This is a genomic window from Pseudomonadota bacterium, assembly GCA_027624955.1.
GTDB lineage: Bacteria > Pseudomonadota > Alphaproteobacteria > UBA828 > UBA828 > PTKB01.
On the sequence record JAQBTG010000018.1, the window covers coordinates 44,540 to 62,877 of the forward strand.

Sequence of the window (18,338 nt, forward strand, 5' to 3'; positions counted from 1 at the left end):
CACCTAAGGGGTGGGAGAACAGAATGTTTTACGAACCAAAAAAAGGCGATCACGGCCTGCCCAAGAACCCGTTCAACAGCTTGGTGATTCCGCGCCCGATCGGCTGGATCACGTCGCTCGACGCAAACGGCGTGGTCAATCTCGCGCCGTACAGCTTTTTCAATGCCGTGTCGTACCGCCCGCCAACGGTGATGTTCGCGGCCGGCGCCGGCCCGAGCACGTCGGAGGGCGGTGATTGGAGCAAGGATTCCAGGCGCAATATCGAAGCCACCCGGGAGTTCGTCTGCAACCTCACCACCTGGGATACGCGCGAGCAAATGAACAAGACCTCGGCCAGTGTCGGCATGGATGTCGATGAGATGGCGCTCGCCGGCCTAACGCCAGAGCCGTCAGCCCTGGTCAAACCGCCGCGCGTCGCCGAAGCGCCAATTCATCTCGAATGCCGCTACGTCACCAGCCTGGAGATTCCCGTTTGGGATGAGGCGGATCAATATTTCGTGGTGTTCGGCGAAGTGGTCGGCGTCCATATCCGCGACGACATGATCACACCCGAGGGCCTCATCGATGTCGCCAAACTCCGCCCCATCGCCCGCCTCGGATACAACGATTATACCGTCGTCAATCCCGACAATATTTTCACCATGCTAAGACCCGATTAAGCCGAAACTGCCCGCAAACAGCCCGCCTTCCTCAGAGGGAAGAAAAGTTGAGAAGAACGGCAATATAGGCGCGTATGGCACGCTTAGCTTCGACGGGTGTCGGGGAATAACGTCGATCTGGACCGGCACCCGGCCCTCACTTCGTTTTCACCTGCGGACGAAGTGCCAAATCATCGAGGCTGTAGCCGAAATTTCTTACTCGACCGCCGAACTGCGCGATCGCGTCCTCCGCTTCGAATGTGGGGTTGGTCAATAGCATTTCGCTCGGCCCGGCAAACAACCCGCCCGAGCCCTGCGGCACACGCACCAGGTAGTGCATCCCTTTCGAGGGCAACGGCCTGTCCGCCGGAGGGGCCGTGACTCGTCCCTGATTTACAATGGGATTATTTCGGCCTGTCTTGGTGCGAAAATGTTTGTTCCAAATATTGAAATAATTTTCGTTTAGGTGCTTATCCAAGCGGAATTTATAAGCTGATTTCCGCAACCCCAACACGCTTTCTATGGTGCGCAGGACAGGCTCTGGGTCTGCCATAAATATCTCGTATGGCAGGATGGTGAATCGCGGCAGGAACTTCAGGTCATCTCTCAGAGTCTCATGGGCGACAAGCCAATGATTGATGAGCGCATAGATGCTGGTGCCGGACCATTTCTGCGTGGCGATCGAGACCGCGATCGGATGGCGGATCAGGAAAATGAAATGACTGTCGGGAAATACTTCGTTCAAGAACCTGGATTTCAAGATATTCATCGGCGTTTTTTCGACAAGAACCGCCTTGTCGAGATCCCAATGCTCGTTCCATTCACGCTTCAGGGTAGCTTTGTTGTCCTTGGTCAGCAGCGGCGAAGCTTCGGTAAAATGCGCCGCCGCATCAAAGGCAAAGCGGCCCGGCCCGCCATAGGCGTGACTGCTGACAGGAAATACAGATTGAAGAAATTGGCCCTCGTCCTGGATCACACCGGTATTGCTGAAGGCGCTCACATCGGGGTGCTGGCCTAACACGCGCGCGAAAAGCGTGGTGCCGCTTCGCATTAAGCCGCCAATGAAAACGTGACGCGGCCGCGTCATGGGTTGAATTTCTGGCTTCGCCGCGGAGCGCCGATCCCTGGTCGCCTAGCTAAGGCCCTTGGCGATTTCCAGGATCGCCTGTTCAGTAATATCGACGCAATGATCGAGCTGGTCGCGGGTGGCGGTGAAAGCTGGGGCGAATTCAATCGCCGTGCCCTCCTCGCCGCCGAGCACGCCAAGCTCGGCCATGCGGTTGGCGATGGCCTTTACCGTATCGTCCCTGAACGGTGCTTTGGTCTTCTTGTCCATGGTGAAATCGACACAGGTCCACGTGCCGATGCCGCGCACATCGCCGACGATGGGAAGCTCGCGCAGGCGCTGCATGCGCTCGAGGAAATAGGCGCCGTTTTCACTGCCCTTGGTGAGCAGATCGCCCTCCTCCAATATCGCGATCGTCTCCAGCGCCGCGGCGCAGCCGCCGGGGTGGCCGTTATAGGTCTGGACATGGACATATTGCGACAACGCATCATGCACTTTGGCCGAAACCGTGGAGACGCCGAGCGGGAAATAGCCAGCTGAAATGGCCTTGCCGGTCGACATAATATCGGCCTCGATGCCCCAATGCTCCATGGCGAACCATTTGCCGGTGCGCCCGAAGCCGGTGATCACTTCATCGGCGATCAGCAGCACGTCGTATTTGTCGCAAATGGCGCGCACACGAGCGAAATAATCGTCCGGCGGCACCTGCACGCCGTCACCTTGCATGACCGGCTCAGCGATGAAGGCGGCGACATAATCGGGGCCCTCATGGAGAATCTGTTGCTCGAGATAGGCAGCGCAGAACTCGCTCACTTCCGAGGCATCCATGTCGAACGGCGTGCGGTAGAGATTGGGCGCCGGGATATGGCTGTAGCCCGGCACGCCGGGCTCGGTGATGTGGCGGGTGCCGAGATAATCGGTTGCGGCGAGGGCGCCCATGGTGGCGCCGTGATAGGCGTTCCAGCGCGCGATGATCTTGTGGGCGCGCGGCTTTACGCCGTTGAGCAAATGATATTGCTTGGCCGCCTTGAACGACATCTCATTGGCTTCCGAGCCCGAGCCGGCGAACACGCTGGCGGTGAGGGTGCCAGGCGCAAGTTCGGCGATCTTGGCCGCGAGACGCACCGTCACATCGACGACATTGGCGAAGGTGCCGCCATAATGCAGGCCGACAAGCTGATGGTAGATCGCCTTAGCGATGCGGTCCTGGCCGTAGCCGAGCGAGGAAGCGCGGGTTTGCGTGCTCATCATGTCGAGATAGGTCTTGCCCGACGCGTCGGTAATCTCCAGCCCCTTCGCCGAGACGAAGATCGTGGCGCCGTCGGTGCGCATTTCGTCCTTGCGCGCGAGCGGGAAAAGATAGTGATCGAGCGCGTTTTGCGTCAGCGTGTCGATATTGGGCAATGTCATGTTGCAGCCTCCCTGTTCCTGGGATCGATCTTGCGGCGTCGCCAGCCGGCGCGCAAGCGCGGTGGTGAGGCGATGCGTCACTTTGCTTCGCCGCCGCACATGACTATTCTCTGTCGCGCAAAATTCAATGAGGAAATGCCATGGCCGCCGTCCGCTGGGGAATCTTGAGTAGCTCCAACTTCGCCGTCGAACATATCGTTCCGGCACTGTTGCAATGCGAAGGTCTCGAACTCTGCGCAATCTCCAGCCGGAGTGCCGATACGGCGCAACAATTGGCGGCGAAATTCGCCATTCCGCGCGCCTATGGTTCCTATCAAGAGCTGGTGGACGACCCCGAAATCGACGTGGTGTACAATCCACTGCCCAATCATTTGCATGTGCCGTGGTCGATCAAGGCGCTCGAGGCCGGCAAGCATGTGTTGTGCGAAAAGCCGCTGGCGATGAACGCGGCGGAGGCCGAGCAATTGATTGCCGCGCGCGACAAAGCCGGCCTGTTGGTGCAGGAAGCGTTCGTCATCCGCCACCACCCGCAATGGCGGCGCGTGCGTGAATTGGTTAAGAGCGGGCGGATCGGCACGCTCAAAGGCGCGCAAGGGTGGCTCAGCTATCGCCTCGAAGACGCCGGCAACTTCCGCAACAAGCCCGAGATGGGCGGCGGCGGCCTGTTGGATATCGGCGTCTATCCGATGGTGACGTCGCGCTATATTTTCGCCGAGGAGCCGACCCGCGTGTTCGCCGCCATCCGGCGCGACGGCGAAACCGGCGTTGACTGCCTGGTGAGCGCGATCCTCGACTACCCGGCTGGGCAGGCGGGCTTCACCTGCTCTACCGAGCTTGCGGTGCAGCAGCATATGGCATTTTTCGGCAGCCATGGCCGGATCGAGCTTACTGACCCGTTCGCCCAAGCGCCCGACCGCAAAGCGCAAATTCTGATCGGCGGCGACCGCGGCATCTGGGACGACGCCGTGGAGGAGTACGAGACCTTCGAGCCGCTCAATATGTATGTTAATCAGGCCGAAGAATTCAGCGCCGCAGTGCGCGGCGGAACGCTCGAATTTCCGCTCGAAGACGCGCTCGCCAATATGCGGATTCTCGACGCACTGTTCCGCTCCGGAAAAAGCGGCGCCTGGGAAAATGTTGCATAAATTTGCCCACGAACGGGCCACGCATCGGATCAAAAAAGGCCGCTCAGATGGCTGAAAAGAATAATAACGTCAACCTGTGGCAAAACCTCCGCGAAATCGCCGACCGCGTGCCGCCGCCGGAAGCTTTGGCGGCGCTCCACAAAGGCGCCGATGCGGCCACCTCTAAGCCGCTATTCTTCATTTGCGGCGCGCTGAAATCAGGCACGACGTGGCTGCAACTCATGTTGAATGCCCATCCGGAAATCGCCTGCCGAGGCGAAGGGCATTTGCTAAACTTTCTGCTCCCCGGCTTGGGAAAAGCACTACAGGAATACAATAGCAAGATCGGTTTTAAGAACCGCTCCATCTTCAACGAGATCGAAGGATATCCACGTTTCGCTGAACCGCAGCATTACGCGTTGTTGCAAATGGCCGTGAGTCTCCTGTTGGCCCAGTATGACGGGGAGAACATCCGCATTATCGGTGAGAAATCACCGGACAACGTGCTCGGACTGCACTTGTTTGCTCGCCTTTTTCCGCATGTGAAATTTCTTCATCTCATCCGCGACGGTCGTGACGGTGCGGTCTCGGGCTGGTTCCATAATTTACGCGTGTCAAAGGAATGGGCGGAAACTGGGTTCGGTGACCTCAAAGGTTTTGCCGAGAATTACGCGAAATCATGGGTCAGAAGCATACGCGCCGGGCAAGAATTCGGAGCCGAATTCCCTGAAAGCTATTATGAAGTTAGATATGAAGACCTATTGTCCGATGGCGAGACTGAGCTGCGCGGTATCTTGAAGTTTCTCGGTGCCAGCGCAGACAAGGAGGAAATAATAAACTGCTTGCAGGCGAGCAGTTTTAAAAACCTGGCCAAGGGACGCGGCGCCGGCAAGGAAGATCGTGACTCTCATTTCCGCAAAGGCGTTCAGGGTGATTGGCGGAGCCATTTCGATGACCAAACCCACGCCAACTTCCGGTCTCACGCCGGGGCGCAATTGGTTGCGCTCGGATATGACGACTAGCGCCCCGGGGGGGGGTGCCGCGGGACAAAGCCGCGGCATAGGACTTTCCTGCTCGGCAGCGGAGAAACTCCTTATAAGAGCGCAACGAAATCCGAACCGATCGATGTAATATTTATCTAGTTATAGGCATATTTACTGATCAATTGGCCGCAACCCCTGCATCGGCTATGGGAATTGAAAAATGCGCATGGAATCATTCCAGCTGCTAGAATTCCTATTTTTGACAGTTATAAGAAATAATGTTTGTCATTTCGCACCATTCCGTATACGTGAGGTTTAGTAAATAACCCTTACCCAAAACGAGTGTGAGCATGGCTAAGAAATCTTCCGGAAAATTTGACGAAAGCAGCCTCAACAAGGGACAAATGCGCAAACTAAACGCGCTCAGAAAGTCTCTTGGTGCGGACATCGCCAACAAGGCCTTTGGCGAATGGTTTGAGAAACAAACGAGCGAGCCCGACAGCTCACCAATCGACCCCAACGCCACGCTGATCACCGACACGCTTGAGCCTTTGGCCAAGCAGGGAAAATTGCGAATTCCACGTGGCGGCTATCTGGTTCGGCGCGGTAGAGGACGGGTGATCGTTGAGCGTGTGCGCGCCTAAGCGCCGTTTGAGATCCCTTTATAAGAACGATTCGGATGCCATGTCGTAATCCATTTCGGATTCCTGTGGCGGTCGTTACGTGCAACAGCCACGGGAATCGGTGCAGGAATCGGCACAGCGCTTTGAACTGATAACAAGAAGGCGCCCCCCGACCGGGCGCCTTTTTCAATTCTTATTGCGATTTTCTATTCGAGCCGATTGAGGCCATCGAATGCGGCGGTTTTGTAGCATTCCGCCAAGGTCGGATAGTTAAATACCGAATCGATAAAATATTCGATGGTGCCGCCGAAGCTGAGCACTGTCTGGCCGATATGCACGAGTTCGGTTGCGCCTTCGCCCATAATTCCTACGCCGAGCAATTTATGCGATTCGATATCAAACAGCAATTTTAGAACTCCGGTAAGGTCGCCCATAATTTGGCCGCGCGCGATTTCCCGGTAGGTCGCCTTGCCGACCTCATATGCGGTTCCAGCTTGAGTAAGCTCGATTTCGTTCTTACCCACCACGGAAATCTCCGGAATGGTGTAAATGCCATACGGAAAGAATTTCGGGAAACTCTTAACGGTCGCACCGCACGCATGCGCCGCCGCATGGCGGCCCTGTTCCATGCCGGTTGACGCCAGACTCGGAAAGCCGGCAACATCGCCAACCGCATAGATATGCGGAACTTTGGTCTGGAAATCGTCATTGGTCTCCAGCATGCCGCGCTCATCCACACACAGGCCGGCCACATCCAGATTGAGGCGTTCGGTATTGCCCATGCGCCCGGCTGCATAGAGTGCCTTGTCCGTATTGATGCGCTTGCCGCTCTCCAGATTTATGCGCACCCGCTCACCGGTGCGGTGCTGGTAGGTTTCCACGCTCGCCACTGCTTCGCCGAGCCTGAGCGTCAGGCGGTTTTGCCGCATGTGATAGACAAGCGTATCGACCAGTTCATAGTCGATGAACGGCAGCAGGCGGGTGCGCTTGTCGATCAGCGTGACGCGCACGCCGAGCGTGGCGAAAATGGATGCGTATTCGCAGCCAATCACGCCGGCGCCGATGATGGCGATCGTGGAGGGTAGATCCTCCAGGCCGAGGATATCGTCACTGTTGAAGATTCGTTGGCCGTCGAATTCCACCGTATCTGTCCAAGGCGCCTGGGTGCCGACGGAAATAATAATCGCTTCGGCGCTGATTTCGCGACGACCGCGATTGCCGCTAAGGTCCAGGCTGAGGCGATGCGGTCCGGTAAACGAAGCACGCGCGTTGAACATTTCGACATGGTTACGCTGCAATTGATGCTGCGTCACGTCGATCTCATTGCTGATTACTTTTTCGGCGCGATACAGGAGATCGGCCATGGTGATACTGCGCTTAAACGCGTAGGACGCGCCGTAAACACTGCGTTCGCGATATCCCGAGAGATGCAGCGCCGCTTCACGCAAGGTTTTGCTCGGAATGGTGCCGGTGTTGATGCAGGCGCCACCAACGACCGATTTCATTTCCGCCACCGCCACCCGCTTGCCGAGCTTGGCGGCCTGAATGGCGGCGCGCTGGCCGGCCGGGCCTGAGCCGATAACGAAAAGATCGTAATCATAACTTTGCGTCACCGCCGAGCGCGCTCCGGCGGAGCCCATGTCGCCGGTCGTATTTTCGAATGTGCCGGTGCCCAAAGACTGCATGATCGAACCAAACTTTCATTTGCCGCCCGCGTAAACGCGGACGGTGAGACAAACCCATTGAAAGTTAAGCAAAATTGGTAAATTAAGCCTTTAGATTAAAGCCGCCGCCGGGCGCTGCGCAGGTTGCGGCAATCTGCGCCTCACCCTTCCTTGCTCTTCAATGTCCAAATTGAACGGTTTGGTGCTAGGCTGGCTCATGTTTGGCTATTCAAGCTTTTCCGCCTACCGGGCGGGTATGGTCGGGGCTGCAGCCGCGGCCGTCACAATGCTGGCGCTTCTAACGCAAGCCGCCATGCCAGCTGCGGCGCAGGATATCGCCGGCCAGGCACAGGTTATCGACGGCGATACGATCGTCATCGAAGGTCAAGTCATCGACCTTTTCGGCATCGACGCGCCCGAGCTAGATTTTAACGGCCGCGAACAAATCTGTTTTAGGGACGGTCACCCTTACCGCTGCGCGCTGATCGCCGCCGGCAGGCTGGCCGAAAAGATCGCCGGCCGTACGGTTTCATGCGAAGGCCATTCGACCAACGCCGAGGGCCGGCTGATGGCCTCCTGCTTTATCAAAAAGCGCGAAAACCTTAGCGGCTGGCTGGTCAATAAGGGCTTTGTCGTAATCGACAGCCGCTACAGCAGTGAATTTGAGGATTGGGAGATTTGGAACACGGGATCTGGGACCGGCTTGTGGTCCGGGCAGTTCGAGCTGCCTTGGCTATGGCGCGCGCAAAACGAATAGCGGCAAAACGAACAGAGATCAGAAGTGAGGAGCGGAGCTATCGCCGACACCGACTTAACACTGGCCAATGCGGTTGCGCGGGCGATGGATAAATCGGCCGAACTGCTGCGCGCCGCTGTTGAGGCCGGCGACAATGACGCACGGTTTGCCCTTGGCCTGCTCTATTTGCTCGGTCGCGGGGTCGAAAAGGACGCCGGCAAAGCGTTGTTTCTGTTCAGCCTCGCGGACGAGGCCGGCGATTCCCAGGCCGCGCATTTCCGCGACATGGCGACCGAACATCTGGCACAGGAAGAAAATAAGAAGAGCGAAAGCGATAAATCAACGCGCGCGGCCATCAAAGAAGCCCAGCGCCGCCAACGCTTCCCGAAGCCCCAATTGGTGATGAAAGAAGATTAAAGGCGGCGAGCAGCCTGGCCGCGAGAGATTATCCAACTGAAGAGCGTCGGGCGTGCGGCCGCAGCTCGTGAAACCGATGCAACGCCGAAGTGACGCTCTAAGCGACTTTCCCGGGTAATCACCACTTTATTAGCGATTGGTAAACCCTTAAGCTGCTCATATATAGAGACCCCAGGTTTTGAATTATTAGAACTATCAGAAAACGTAAAACTTGATGTTCGGACCTTGATGACGCGTGCCAACAAGCCAGTTCAGCGCCCGGCAAAAGACGCATCTAGTGCGGCGAAGTCGCATGGCGCGTATCTTGATGGGACACAAGAGTCGGAGGCACAGTTCGCGGAACGCTTCGACTTAGTCTTATGGGCAACCAGTACCGAAGTCTGGGATTGGGATATAGAGCGCAAGCTGCTCTGGAGTAAGTCCCGCAAGCAACCTCTTCATGGCGAAGGCGACACCGAAACCACGCGGCATTTCGATATAGACGATGCTGAAGAGGTGTGGGCGAAGCGCCTGCATCCCGAGGACCGGGAGCGTGTATTGCAAAGCATTCGCGCGCATCTCGATCACAACGACCCGTTTGACGTCGAATATCGCCAACGCCAATTGAATGACGACTACATGTGGGTGCGTAGTGTCGGGCGGGCGGTCCGCGACGCCGATGGCAGTCCGGTGCGCATGGTGGGAACGCATAGCGACATCACCACACAAAAACTGGCCGAGATCGAAAAACAGCAATTGCGCGACGCGGTGGACAGCGCGTCGGAAGGCATTGTTCTCTTTGATGCGGATGAGCGTTTCGTTTACGCCAACAAAAGATATCGCGAACTTTTTCCCCGAATCGGACAATTCCTGGTGCCGGGCACGCCACGCGACAATATTCGCCGGGCATATTTTGCGATCGGCGCGATGACCGCGACCGTCGGCAGTGTGGACGATTATATTCTCGAAGTGCGCCAGCACATTGACGCCGGCGAGGCGTCCGAGGTTTGCCTCACCAACGGCACCTGGCTTAAACGCAGCGACCACGTCCTACCGACCGGCTACGCTGTCAGCATTCGTACCGACATCACGGCAATGAAGGAGCGCGAGGAAGCGCTTGGCGCCAGTGAAAAGCGCTACCGAAGCCTGGTGGAGGACCAGCCCGAATTCGTCTGCCGCTACAAGCCGGACGGCAGCCTGCTGTTTTCGAACGCAGCTTATGCCAAGCAATGCGGCTTCGATCTTGAAGACATCAGCGGGATAAATATTTTCGATTTCGTGCCGCCGGAAGAGGTCGCGGCGCTCAAGCGTTATGTCGCCAGCCTGGGGCCGGACAAGCCGTTCGCCACGGTCGAGCACCGCTTGGACTTGCAAGACGGCTCGGTGCGCTGGCAGGAGTGGAGCGATAGAGCCTTCTTCGATGAATCGGGCCGCGTGTTCGAGTTTCAGGCGTTCGGCCGCGACGTGACGGACCGCAAAATCGCGGAAGAGGAATTGCGAAAGAACGAAGCGAGCCTGACCGAAGCACAAGAGACCGCCAATGTCGGCAGCTGGTCCCTAGAAATCGAGGACCAGAATCAAATGCGCACGCTGTGGTCGGCGCAGCTATGCCGCATATTTGGTATCGAGCCAGATTCGGTGCCACAAGAATTTGATGCCTATATGCAGTATACGCATGCCGATGATCGCGAGCTGGTTGGGCGTAGGTGGACGCATTCGCTGAAAACCGGAGAGCCCTACGATTTGGAACACCGAATTGTCTGGCCCGACGGGCAAATACGCCACGTCCATACGCGCGCGCGCGCGATGAAGGATCAGTTTCACCACACCACTCGGTGGAGCGGCGCCAGGGTCGATATTACGTACCGGATCGAGGCCGAGCGCGAGATTCTGGAAGCGAAGGAGCGTGCCGAATTCGCCGATCAGCAAAAATCTGAATTCCTGGCCAATATGAGCCACGAATTGAGAACGCCGCTGAACGCAATCCTTGGCTTTTCCCAGATGATGGAGACAGAGATTTTTGGGCCGCTGGGCGACGCGCACTACGAAGGCTATGTCACCGATATCCTTTACAGCGGCCGGCATTTGCTCTCCCTGATTGACGATATTCTCGACCTCAGCCGGATCGAAGCGGGCAAGGCGGAGTTCCACGAAACGGAAGTCGATCTCGGCACGACGATCGAACGCTGCACGCACATGATGACGGTTAATATTCGCCAGGCCGAGCTCGTGTTGGATGTTGAACTTGGCACCGAGTTGCCGCTTCTCAGGGGCGACGCGCGAGCGCTCGATCAGATCGTTCTCAATCTGCTGTCCAACGCGCTCAAATTCACCCCTGCCGGCGGCCGCATCACTGTGGCAGCGCGGCTTTCTGACACTGGCTGTCTCGCTCTCTCGGTGCGCGATACCGGGGTCGGCATCAAATCCAGCGACATTCCGCGCGTGCTATCGCGTTTTGGCCGGGTCAATAGCGCCGACAACCGCAAGATCGCCGGCACCGGATTAGGCCTGCAACTGGTTGATGCTCTCGCCCAGTTGCATGACGGCGAACTCAAGCTCGACAGCGAGTTCGGTGTCGGCACCACCGTCTCGGTGCTGTTTCCGAAATCGCGTGTCATTCCGCTCCCTTCCGGCTTGCGCAAACGCCCCGACGGCGGCGCGGCCGGATGAGCGCGCAGGAGATTATGAAGTGGCGCAGAGGGCTTGGCGGCGCCGTAGAATTGACCGCAGTAACTAGGCCATCCCTTAAATCAAGGACCCGCCGCCATCTATGGTGAGGCAGCTTCCCGTCACGTAACCCGTCTCCATCATAAAGATCACGGCGGCGGCAGCTTCCTCAGGGCGGCCGATGCGGCCAACCAACAGCCGCGCTTCGAGATCGGCGACCACGGCAGCCCGTTGATCGCCGAGTACATCATCGAGAAACGGGGTGTCGAAGAAGCCGGCGCGAAGCGCATTTACCCGGATCGGCGCGAAATCGACAGCGAGCCCACGCATCAAGCCCTCGATGGCTCCACAGGATGCCGATGACATCGATGTGCCTGGGATGGGGCGCACGCTGGCGGTACCCGACATCAGCGTGATCGAGCTCGTCGCGCTCATTTTCGCCAACGCATATTTCGTCGCGTGCAGCGCGGCGTTCAAGCGCGTGTCGACCGGGCCGCGCAACGCGCCCATTGCCGGTTCAAGATGGTGATCAGCGACATAGGTGCCAATCGTCACGAACAGATGATCGATGCGATCACGGCTTTCCAGGAATGCCTTCATCGCCGCCTCGTCGAGCGCATCGACGGCGACCGTCTCCAAGCCGTCGCCAAGCTCTGATTGTATCGCACGTAGTCGCTCCGGCGACCGGCCGGTAACGGCGACTTGCGCGCCCTTCGCGAGCGCCGCTCGCGCGGTCGCTAGCCCGAGCCCGGAGCTACCGCCGATAATGACCACGTTGGTTCCTTGTAAGCTCATCTCTTCACCCCCTGTTATCTCCGCTTGGGAGAAACTTACTATCTCGGCAACGATGTTGGCGACAAATAGGTTTTTCGACCCGAGCAGGACCAGGCTGATAATTATCGTATGGCCGGGCGTGCCTTGCATCGGTGTGGGTTGGACGGAGCGAGAGGGTTTAAACCTCGGGCTCCTGCTTCGTAAGAACCGTTCTCTACCACGCTCGGACACATGCCAGCCAGGCGAGACCGGCCGGCTCGGGTATAGGATTCTTTAGAGCGTGATATTATCCAAAGGCAGACCGTAGAGCGTGCGTCCGTAGCTCTTGAAATTTGGGTCCTTGTTCTGGGTGAAGTGCTGATTGGCGACGATGAGATCGGTATAGAGGCCGCCGAGCACGCTAGAATTTAGAACGCTGAGGGCGCCCGAGAGATCCCACACGGTCTTAGCCGAATCCATCGCTGTGTTGCCGGCGAACGTCGCCAACGCTCGGCAGCGCGCACGCTCCAAATCGGTGGGTGTGCGCGCCTCCTCGGTCGCGATGGCGAAAAATTCGTCGGCGGCGAAGCGGAGGATTTCAGCCGCGCTGTCAGCGGCGCATTTGGCCTCAGCAAATTTGATTTGCTGCGATGAAAAATCGGCAACCCGCTGTTCGCTCATCACCGACGCTTTCTTACTGACGATGGCGTTGTATTCAGCGGCTATTTCCCGCGCGATGCCGACGGCGCCGCTGGTGATTCCCAGGCCAAAAATAGAATAGCTCGGCAACAGATAAAGCGGATTGTCGCGCCACTGCCCGCCCGGTGATTCTCCACCGCGCAGCTCGGCCATCGTGAGCGATAGATAGCTCGGAACGAATATTTGTTTCATTTCAACGTCATTGGTGCCGCTGCCTTTGAGACCAATGGCGTACCAGGTATCGAGGATGGTGAGCTGTTCGCGCGGGAGCAAAAAATGGCGGTGCGTCTCGGGGCCAGGATTGTCTTTTTCATAGGCGGTGACGATGCACCAATCGCAAGTATCGACTCCCGTCACCCATTGCCAACGACCACTCACTGAAAAACCGCCGTCCTTCACCTCGTAGCTGCCCATACTGGGGACGAGGATGCCGGCGACCAGAGCTTTCGGATCTTTCCCCCAGACCGCCTCGCGGCCTTCATCCGGCCACTGCGAAACCATGTAATTGTGCAGGATATACTGGGCGATGACCCAGCCGCTCGAGCCGCAAGCCGCGCCGATCTGGGTGAGCGCCTCAACGATATCCCGCAACGGACCGCCTGCCCCGCCATGGCTGCGCGGCTGAAGAATTCGCGCGACGCCCGATTCACGGACGCTGTCACGGATCTCGGGCAGCATCTTCCGGTTTGCACGTGTCTCGGCGCGCCGGTTTCTGAGCTGTTGGTACAGCGGTTCAAAATCTACCGGCATCCGACACACTCCAATTCGAACCAAACTTTGACTTGGGCCACGACAACAATCCGTTTAGTTCATTGAGCAAATTGGATGGTGAGAGACAGACAAATCGGCGCCAACTATGACCCATCTCATTCCTTGCAAGCTCGTCATTTCGCCCCCCTGTTTTCTGCGCCTGGCAGAAGCTTACTATTTCGGCGATGGCCTTGGCGACAAATGGGTTGTCGGTCCGAGCCGGACCTTGCAGGAAACCTTGGCATAGTGGGGAGGACTTGGCGTCGCCGCAAAAAATGGTCGGAGTGAGAGGATTCGAACCTCCGGCCCCTGCCTCCCGAAGGCAGTGCTCTACCAGGCTGAGCTACACTCCGATACCGGGACTTATGTTGTTTTAGCGTTTTCGCTGCGGGCGGCGGCTTTATAGCGCTATCGGCGGCGCGCGGCAAGCGGGCGGCGCGCCGGCGTGGCGTTAGAATTCATGATCGCGCAGCCATTCGGCATAGGCCCGCACGCCTTTGTCGAGCGGCCAATTGGGGCGCCAGCCGAGAACGGCGGCTGCGGCCGATAGATCCATCGGCGCGTGATGCATGTCAGCGCCGGTGCTGCCTTGGTTGACGATCTCCGCCGCCGGCAGCGCAGCGACCACGGCGGCGGCGATATCCTCAAAGCTGGCGCGCGTGCCGCCGGTGATGTTAAAGGCGCGCGCGCCGAGTTCAGCGCTGTCATAGGCGGCGATGCAGGCATCGACGACATCCTCGATATAGACATATTGGCGCGCAAAGCCGGGACCGAAATCACGCGGGCTGGCGCGCCCGTCAAGGGCATCGCGCAGCAATTCGCGGATCAGGCAGTCGGTGCGCCGGCGCGGGCCATAGACCCAGGAGAAGCGCAATGCCACGGCATCGAGACCATGCTGCGCGGCATAGGCGCGGGCGAGGATATCGCCGCCAGCCTTGGTCGCACCGTAGACATCGACCGCGTTCAGCGCCACCGCCTCGCTGCAAATCTCGAGGTCCTGGGGGTGCTCGCCATAGGCCGAAGTGGAGGAGCAATAAACCACGCGGCGCAACGCCCGCTGGCGCGCCGCTTCGAACACATTGGCGCTGCCCATCAGATTGGATTCGACGATCGCGCGCGGATTGTCGGTGAGCAGCATCGGCCCCGAGACGGCACCGCAATGGATGATCCCCGTGGCACCGCGGTCGAGCGCTTCATAGAGCTTGTGCACGTCAGCCAAATCGGCGGCGATGAAGGGAAATTCAAAATCCTCCGGCGGCGCAACGCGGTCCATGCCGATCACTGCCCGGCCCTCCGCGTGCAGCCGCGCCGCCACGGTAAAACCGATCAACCCGGCAGCGCCGGTCACCACTATCGCATCGTCCGCCATCACTAATCCTCGCTCAATGTGTCCGTCGAATACAAAAATCAATGACGTCGAGCAGGCCCTTCTTCTCCGCGCAGTCCGGGAAAATAGCGAGCGAATCGCGCGCCACGTCGCCGTAATGGCGGGCGCGCTCGAAGGTGTCGTGGATCGCGCCATGACGCTCCATCAACATCACCGCGCGCTCAAAATCTTCATTCGTCTGCTCGCCGTCTTCCATCGTGCGGCGCCAAAAATCGCGCTCTTCCTCGCCGCCGCGGCGGAACGACAGCACCACGGGGAGGGTGATCTTGCCTTCGCGGAAATCATCGCCGATGGATTTGCCGAGGGTTGTTTCGCGCGCCGCATAGTCGAGGGCATCATCAACGAGCTGATAGGCGATGCCGAGATTGAGGCCGTAATTCTTCAGCCCGTCCTCCTCGCTGGCCGGGCGCTCGGCGACGATGCCGCCCAACTGGCAGGCGGCGGCGAACAGCGTCGCGGTCTTGGCGGTGATAACCTCGAGATAGGCCGCCTCACTGGTTTCGGTATCATTCGAGGTGAGCAGCTGCATCACTTCACCCTCGGCGAGGACGGCCGAGGTGTTTGCTAATATAGCTAAAACTTTGAGCGAGCCGTCTGCAACCGACAGTTGAAAAGCGCGCGAGAAAAGAAAGTCGCCGACCAGCACGCTCGGCTTGTTGCCCCACACCGCGTTGGCGGTCGCCGCGCCGCGCCGGAGATCGCTCTCATCGACAACATCGTCATGCAGCAGCGTCGCGGTATGGATGAACTCTATGCACGCCGCCAAGCTGACATGACGGGCGCCCGAATAGCCGCACATCCGCGCCACCGCCAAAGTCAAAATCGGACGCAGCCGCTTGCCGCCCGACGCGATAATATGCCCGGCCAGCGTCGGGATCAGCGCCACATTGCTCTGCATATGTTCAAGGATGACGCGATTTACATGGCGCAAATCCTCGGCCACGAGCGCCTGTAAACGATCGAGCGTCACATCTTCGCCAGACGCGGCCGGAACGTCTTTGTCGAATTGAATGATCTCTCCCAAGATTCCCTCTTTTCGATTGCGCCAGCTCGCCGACACGGACCGTGTCTTGACGCCGGGCGTTCAAGCGGCAAGCATGTTTGCGCTCGCGCCGAAGCAGCACATTAATACCGCCTCGGCGCGGCATTGCACACATTTTTTGGCCGCGGCAGCGGTATTGTTCTCGGGTGTTGTCCCCGGCTGTTGTCCTCGGGCGTTGTTCTCGGTTGCAGCAGCGATATAGCTAGATTGGCGGATATTCGGTGTTGGAACTGTTAAGATTAAACGATCCGGTCAAATTATCCTTTTTGGAGGCTCTGTTGCGCGATGGCGGCATCGAAAGCTTCGTTTTGGACCAATATATGAGCGTTCTCGAAGGCAGCGCCTCCGCCATTCCGCGCCGTTTGATGGTACTTGATGAAGATGCCGAGCAGGCCCGCTACATCCTGCGCGAAGCCGGAGAGCTTGATGGCACTGCCTGAAAAAATCACCCACGACGCTCTTTTGGGCGGCCAAGTGACGCTGCGCCAACACGCCGCCGGATACCGCGTCGCAATGGACCCGGTGCTGCTGGCGGCGAGCGTCCCGGCGACAGGCGGCGAAGCGGTGCTCGATGTCGGCGCCGGCGCCGGCGCGGCGATGCTGTGCCTCGCCTGGCGCGTGCCCGGCATCAGGATCACCGGCGTCGAGGTGCAGAGCGAGCTGGTGCATCTGGCGGTCGAGAATATCGCTGATAATGGCCTCGGTGAGCGTCTCGAAGTGATGGTCGGCGATTTGCAGCGCCCGCCGCCGCGCATGGTGCCGCGCAGTTTTGATCATGTCATGGCCAACCCGCCCTATTTTGAGGCCGGACGGGTGCGCGCATCAGGCAAGGACGAGAAGGCCACCGCCAATATCGAAGGCGCCGGCGGGCTCGGCGCCTGGGTAGCGTATTGCCTGAGCATGGTGCGCCCCGGCGGCACCATCACCATGACCCACCGCACCGACCGCCTGGCCGAGCTCCTGGCCCTGCTGGGCGGCAAGACCGGCGACCTGGTGATATTTCCGCTGTGGCCGCACGACCCCTTCGCCACAGAAGGCACAGCAGAGGGCCCAAGAGAGGGCCAAAGAGAAAGCGCAAGTGAAGATGGCCGGGCCAGCATGCGGGGAGGCGTACGGGACGCCGCGAAAGGCACAAAGAGCGCCGCCAACAACATCGCCGATGGAGATGATGCCGAGCCGCCGGTGGCGGCCAAACGGGTGATCGTCCAGGCCACTGCCGGCAGCAAGGGGCCGCTCCGGCTTTCCGCCGGGCTGGTGCTGCACAAGGCGAACGGCAATCCCACCAAGGCCGCGAATTCAGTTTTGCGCCACGGCAACGCGCTTATGTTATAGAGGGTGTGATATGTCCTCCCGCTTGATCGCCCGCCTCACCTTCCGCCGCCCACCGCCGGTGGTGGCCGTCATCCGCCTGACCGGCGTGATCGGCCAGGGCGGATTTATGCGCGGCGGCCTTAATCTCGAATCTGTGGCGCCATCGCTGGAGCGCGCTTTCCGCCTGCCCGGCGTTGAGGCAATCGCGCTCAGTATTAATTCGCCGGGCGGCTCGCCGGCGCAATCGGCCTTGATTCAGCGCCGCATCCGCGATCTTGCGATGGAGCGCGAAGTGCCGGTGATGGCGTTTGTCGAGGATGTCGCGGCGTCGGGTGGCTATTGGCTGGCCTGTGCGGCGGATGAAATATTTATCAACGACAATTCGATTGTCGGCAGCATCGGCGTGATTTCCGCCGGCTTCGGCTTTACCGATGCGCTGGAGAAACTCGGCATCGAGCGCCGCCTGCACGCCATGGGCAGCAAGAAATCCTTGCTCGATCCGTTCAAGCCGGAACGCCCGGAAGATGTCGCCCGGCTGGTGAACGTGCAGCGCCAAATTCATGAAAATTTCAAAGACCTGGTCAGGAGCCGGCGTGGCCAGCGCCTCAGCCTGGACGAAGAGGAATTGTTCAGCGGTGATTTCTGGCTGGGCGCGCGCGCCGTCGAGATCGGCCTGGCCGACGGCATCGGCGATATCCGCGGTGTGCTGCGCGAGCGCTACGGCAAAAAAGTCCGCATGCGCACCGTCGGCCGCCGCCCAAGCTGGCTCCGCCGGCGCTTCGGTTTTGGCGCCGCCGGCGCTATGGGCGCAGCGTTTATCTCGGAAGACGGCGGCGGGCTGGTCGATAATATCCTGGCGTCGGTCGAAGCTCGCGCCTGGTGGAGCCGCTTCGGGCTTTAAGAAGGGTTCGCGCCGGGGCCTGCCAGTTTTAATTTCTTGCGTAGACGGCTGCGTTGCTCAGAAGGTCCAATCTAGAGCTCGTCCGGATTGGTAAAGCAGTTTGCCATGTCTCCTTCCCGCCCAATTCTGTTGCAAAACTCTTGAACGAATTATGAGAACGTGATTCCTATTTTCTGAAGATATTCAGG

The 18,338-nt window shown here is 59.0% G+C and carries 17 protein-coding genes and 1 tRNA gene; 10 read left to right on the forward strand and 8 right to left on the reverse strand.

The features are described from left to right. Positions 1-23 precede the first annotated feature (23 nt). On the forward strand, positions 24-659 hold the full coding sequence (locus tag O3A94_08975; protein MDA1356388.1) for a flavin reductase family protein: 636 nt from the start codon (positions 24-26) through the stop codon (positions 657-659). Positions 660-795: 136 nt separating this feature from the next. Here O3A94_08975 and O3A94_08980 read toward each other — a convergent pair whose 3' ends face one another. Together O3A94_08980 and O3A94_08985 are read right to left on the reverse strand one after the other, a co-directional pair. Beyond that, positions 796-1,725 carry a sulfotransferase gene (locus tag O3A94_08980; GenBank protein ID MDA1356389.1) on the reverse strand — a complete coding sequence of 310 codons (930 nt, stop codon included), beginning with the start codon at positions 1,723-1,725 and terminating at the stop codon, positions 796-798. Between the two features lie 45 nt (positions 1,726-1,770). After that, entirely contained in the window at positions 1,771-3,114 is a 1,344-nt protein-coding gene (locus tag O3A94_08985) for an aminotransferase class III-fold pyridoxal phosphate-dependent enzyme (protein ID MDA1356390.1), read from the reverse strand. Between the two features lie 140 nt (positions 3,115-3,254). On the opposite strand from O3A94_08985, the gene O3A94_08990 reads away from it, so the two are divergent. From O3A94_08990 to O3A94_09000, 3 genes are all read left to right on the forward strand, one after another. Further along, positions 3,255-4,259 (forward strand): Gfo/Idh/MocA family oxidoreductase, encoded by a 1,005-nt coding sequence (locus O3A94_08990; GenBank protein ID MDA1356391.1) that lies wholly within the window; start codon positions 3,255-3,257, stop codon positions 4,257-4,259. Positions 4,260-4,306: 47 nt separating this feature from the next. Continuing rightward, complete coding sequence (locus tag O3A94_08995; protein ID MDA1356392.1) at positions 4,307-5,260, forward strand: sulfotransferase; 954 nt, start codon at positions 4,307-4,309, stop codon at positions 5,258-5,260. 311 nt (positions 5,261-5,571) lie between these two features. After that, a complete protein-coding gene (locus tag O3A94_09000; GenBank protein ID MDA1356393.1) occupies positions 5,572-5,865 on the forward strand; it encodes a hypothetical protein in 294 nt (97 codons plus the stop codon). A 185-nt stretch (positions 5,866-6,050) separates the two neighbouring features. Here the strand turns inward: O3A94_09000 and sthA are convergent, their stop codons facing one another. Next, positions 6,051-7,484 carry a Si-specific NAD(P)(+) transhydrogenase gene (gene sthA, locus O3A94_09005; GenBank protein ID MDA1356394.1) on the reverse strand — a complete coding sequence of 478 codons (1,434 nt, stop codon included), beginning with the start codon at positions 7,482-7,484 and terminating at the stop codon, positions 6,051-6,053. Positions 7,485-7,689: 205 nt separating this feature from the next. Between sthA and O3A94_09010 the strand changes: the two genes are divergently transcribed. From O3A94_09010 to O3A94_09020, 3 genes are all read left to right on the forward strand, one after another. Continuing rightward, on the forward strand, positions 7,690-8,265 hold the full coding sequence (locus tag O3A94_09010) for a thermonuclease family protein (protein MDA1356395.1): 576 nt from the start codon (positions 7,690-7,692) through the stop codon (positions 8,263-8,265). 24 nt (positions 8,266-8,289) lie between these two features. Continuing rightward, positions 8,290-8,661: a PP2C family serine/threonine-protein phosphatase gene (locus O3A94_09015; protein MDA1356396.1), complete on the forward strand. Its 372-nt coding sequence runs from the start codon at positions 8,290-8,292 to the stop codon at positions 8,659-8,661. A 228-nt stretch (positions 8,662-8,889) separates the two neighbouring features. Beyond that, entirely contained in the window at positions 8,890-11,310 is a 2,421-nt protein-coding gene (locus O3A94_09020) for a PAS domain-containing protein (protein MDA1356397.1), read from the forward strand. A gap of 75 nt (positions 11,311-11,385) precedes the next feature. On the opposite strand, the gene O3A94_09025 is transcribed toward O3A94_09020, so the two are convergent. The 5 genes from O3A94_09025 to O3A94_09045 all read right to left on the reverse strand — a co-directional run bounded on the left by O3A94_09025 (position 11,386) and on the right by O3A94_09045 (position 15,911). Continuing rightward, on the reverse strand, positions 11,386-12,102 hold the full coding sequence (locus O3A94_09025) for an SDR family oxidoreductase (GenBank protein ID MDA1356398.1): 717 nt from the start codon (positions 12,100-12,102) through the stop codon (positions 11,386-11,388). Positions 12,103-12,354: 252 nt separating this feature from the next. Next, on the reverse strand, positions 12,355-13,509 hold the full coding sequence (locus tag O3A94_09030) for an acyl-CoA dehydrogenase (protein ID MDA1356399.1): 1,155 nt from the start codon (positions 13,507-13,509) through the stop codon (positions 12,355-12,357). Between the two features lie 276 nt (positions 13,510-13,785). Continuing rightward, a tRNA-Pro gene (locus O3A94_09035) sits at positions 13,786-13,862 on the reverse strand. Between the two features lie 98 nt (positions 13,863-13,960). Then, the gene (locus O3A94_09040) at positions 13,961-14,878 is read right to left on the reverse strand and encodes an NAD(P)-dependent oxidoreductase (protein MDA1356400.1); all 918 of its coding nucleotides are present in this window, start codon (positions 14,876-14,878) and stop codon (positions 13,961-13,963) included. A gap of 13 nt (positions 14,879-14,891) precedes the next feature. Then, on the reverse strand, positions 14,892-15,911 hold the full coding sequence (locus tag O3A94_09045) for a polyprenyl synthetase family protein (protein MDA1356401.1): 1,020 nt from the start codon (positions 15,909-15,911) through the stop codon (positions 14,892-14,894). A gap of 248 nt (positions 15,912-16,159) precedes the next feature. Here O3A94_09045 and O3A94_09050 point away from each other — a divergent pair, with 248 nt between their 5' ends. From O3A94_09050 to O3A94_09060, 3 genes are read left to right on the forward strand one after another with little or no spacing between them, the layout of a single operon-like run. After that, on the forward strand, positions 16,160-16,378 hold the full coding sequence (locus O3A94_09050; GenBank protein MDA1356402.1) for a DUF2007 domain-containing protein: 219 nt from the start codon (positions 16,160-16,162) through the stop codon (positions 16,376-16,378). Beyond that, complete coding sequence (locus tag O3A94_09055) at positions 16,365-17,270, forward strand: methyltransferase (protein MDA1356403.1); 906 nt, start codon at positions 16,365-16,367, stop codon at positions 17,268-17,270. Before O3A94_09050 ends, O3A94_09055 begins: the two co-directional genes overlap by 14 nt. 10 nt (positions 17,271-17,280) lie before the next feature. Then, positions 17,281-18,150, forward strand: coding sequence for a S49 family peptidase (locus tag O3A94_09060; protein ID MDA1356404.1), 870 nt, complete (start codon positions 17,281-17,283; stop codon positions 18,148-18,150). Positions 18,151-18,338: the final 188 nt, after the last annotated feature.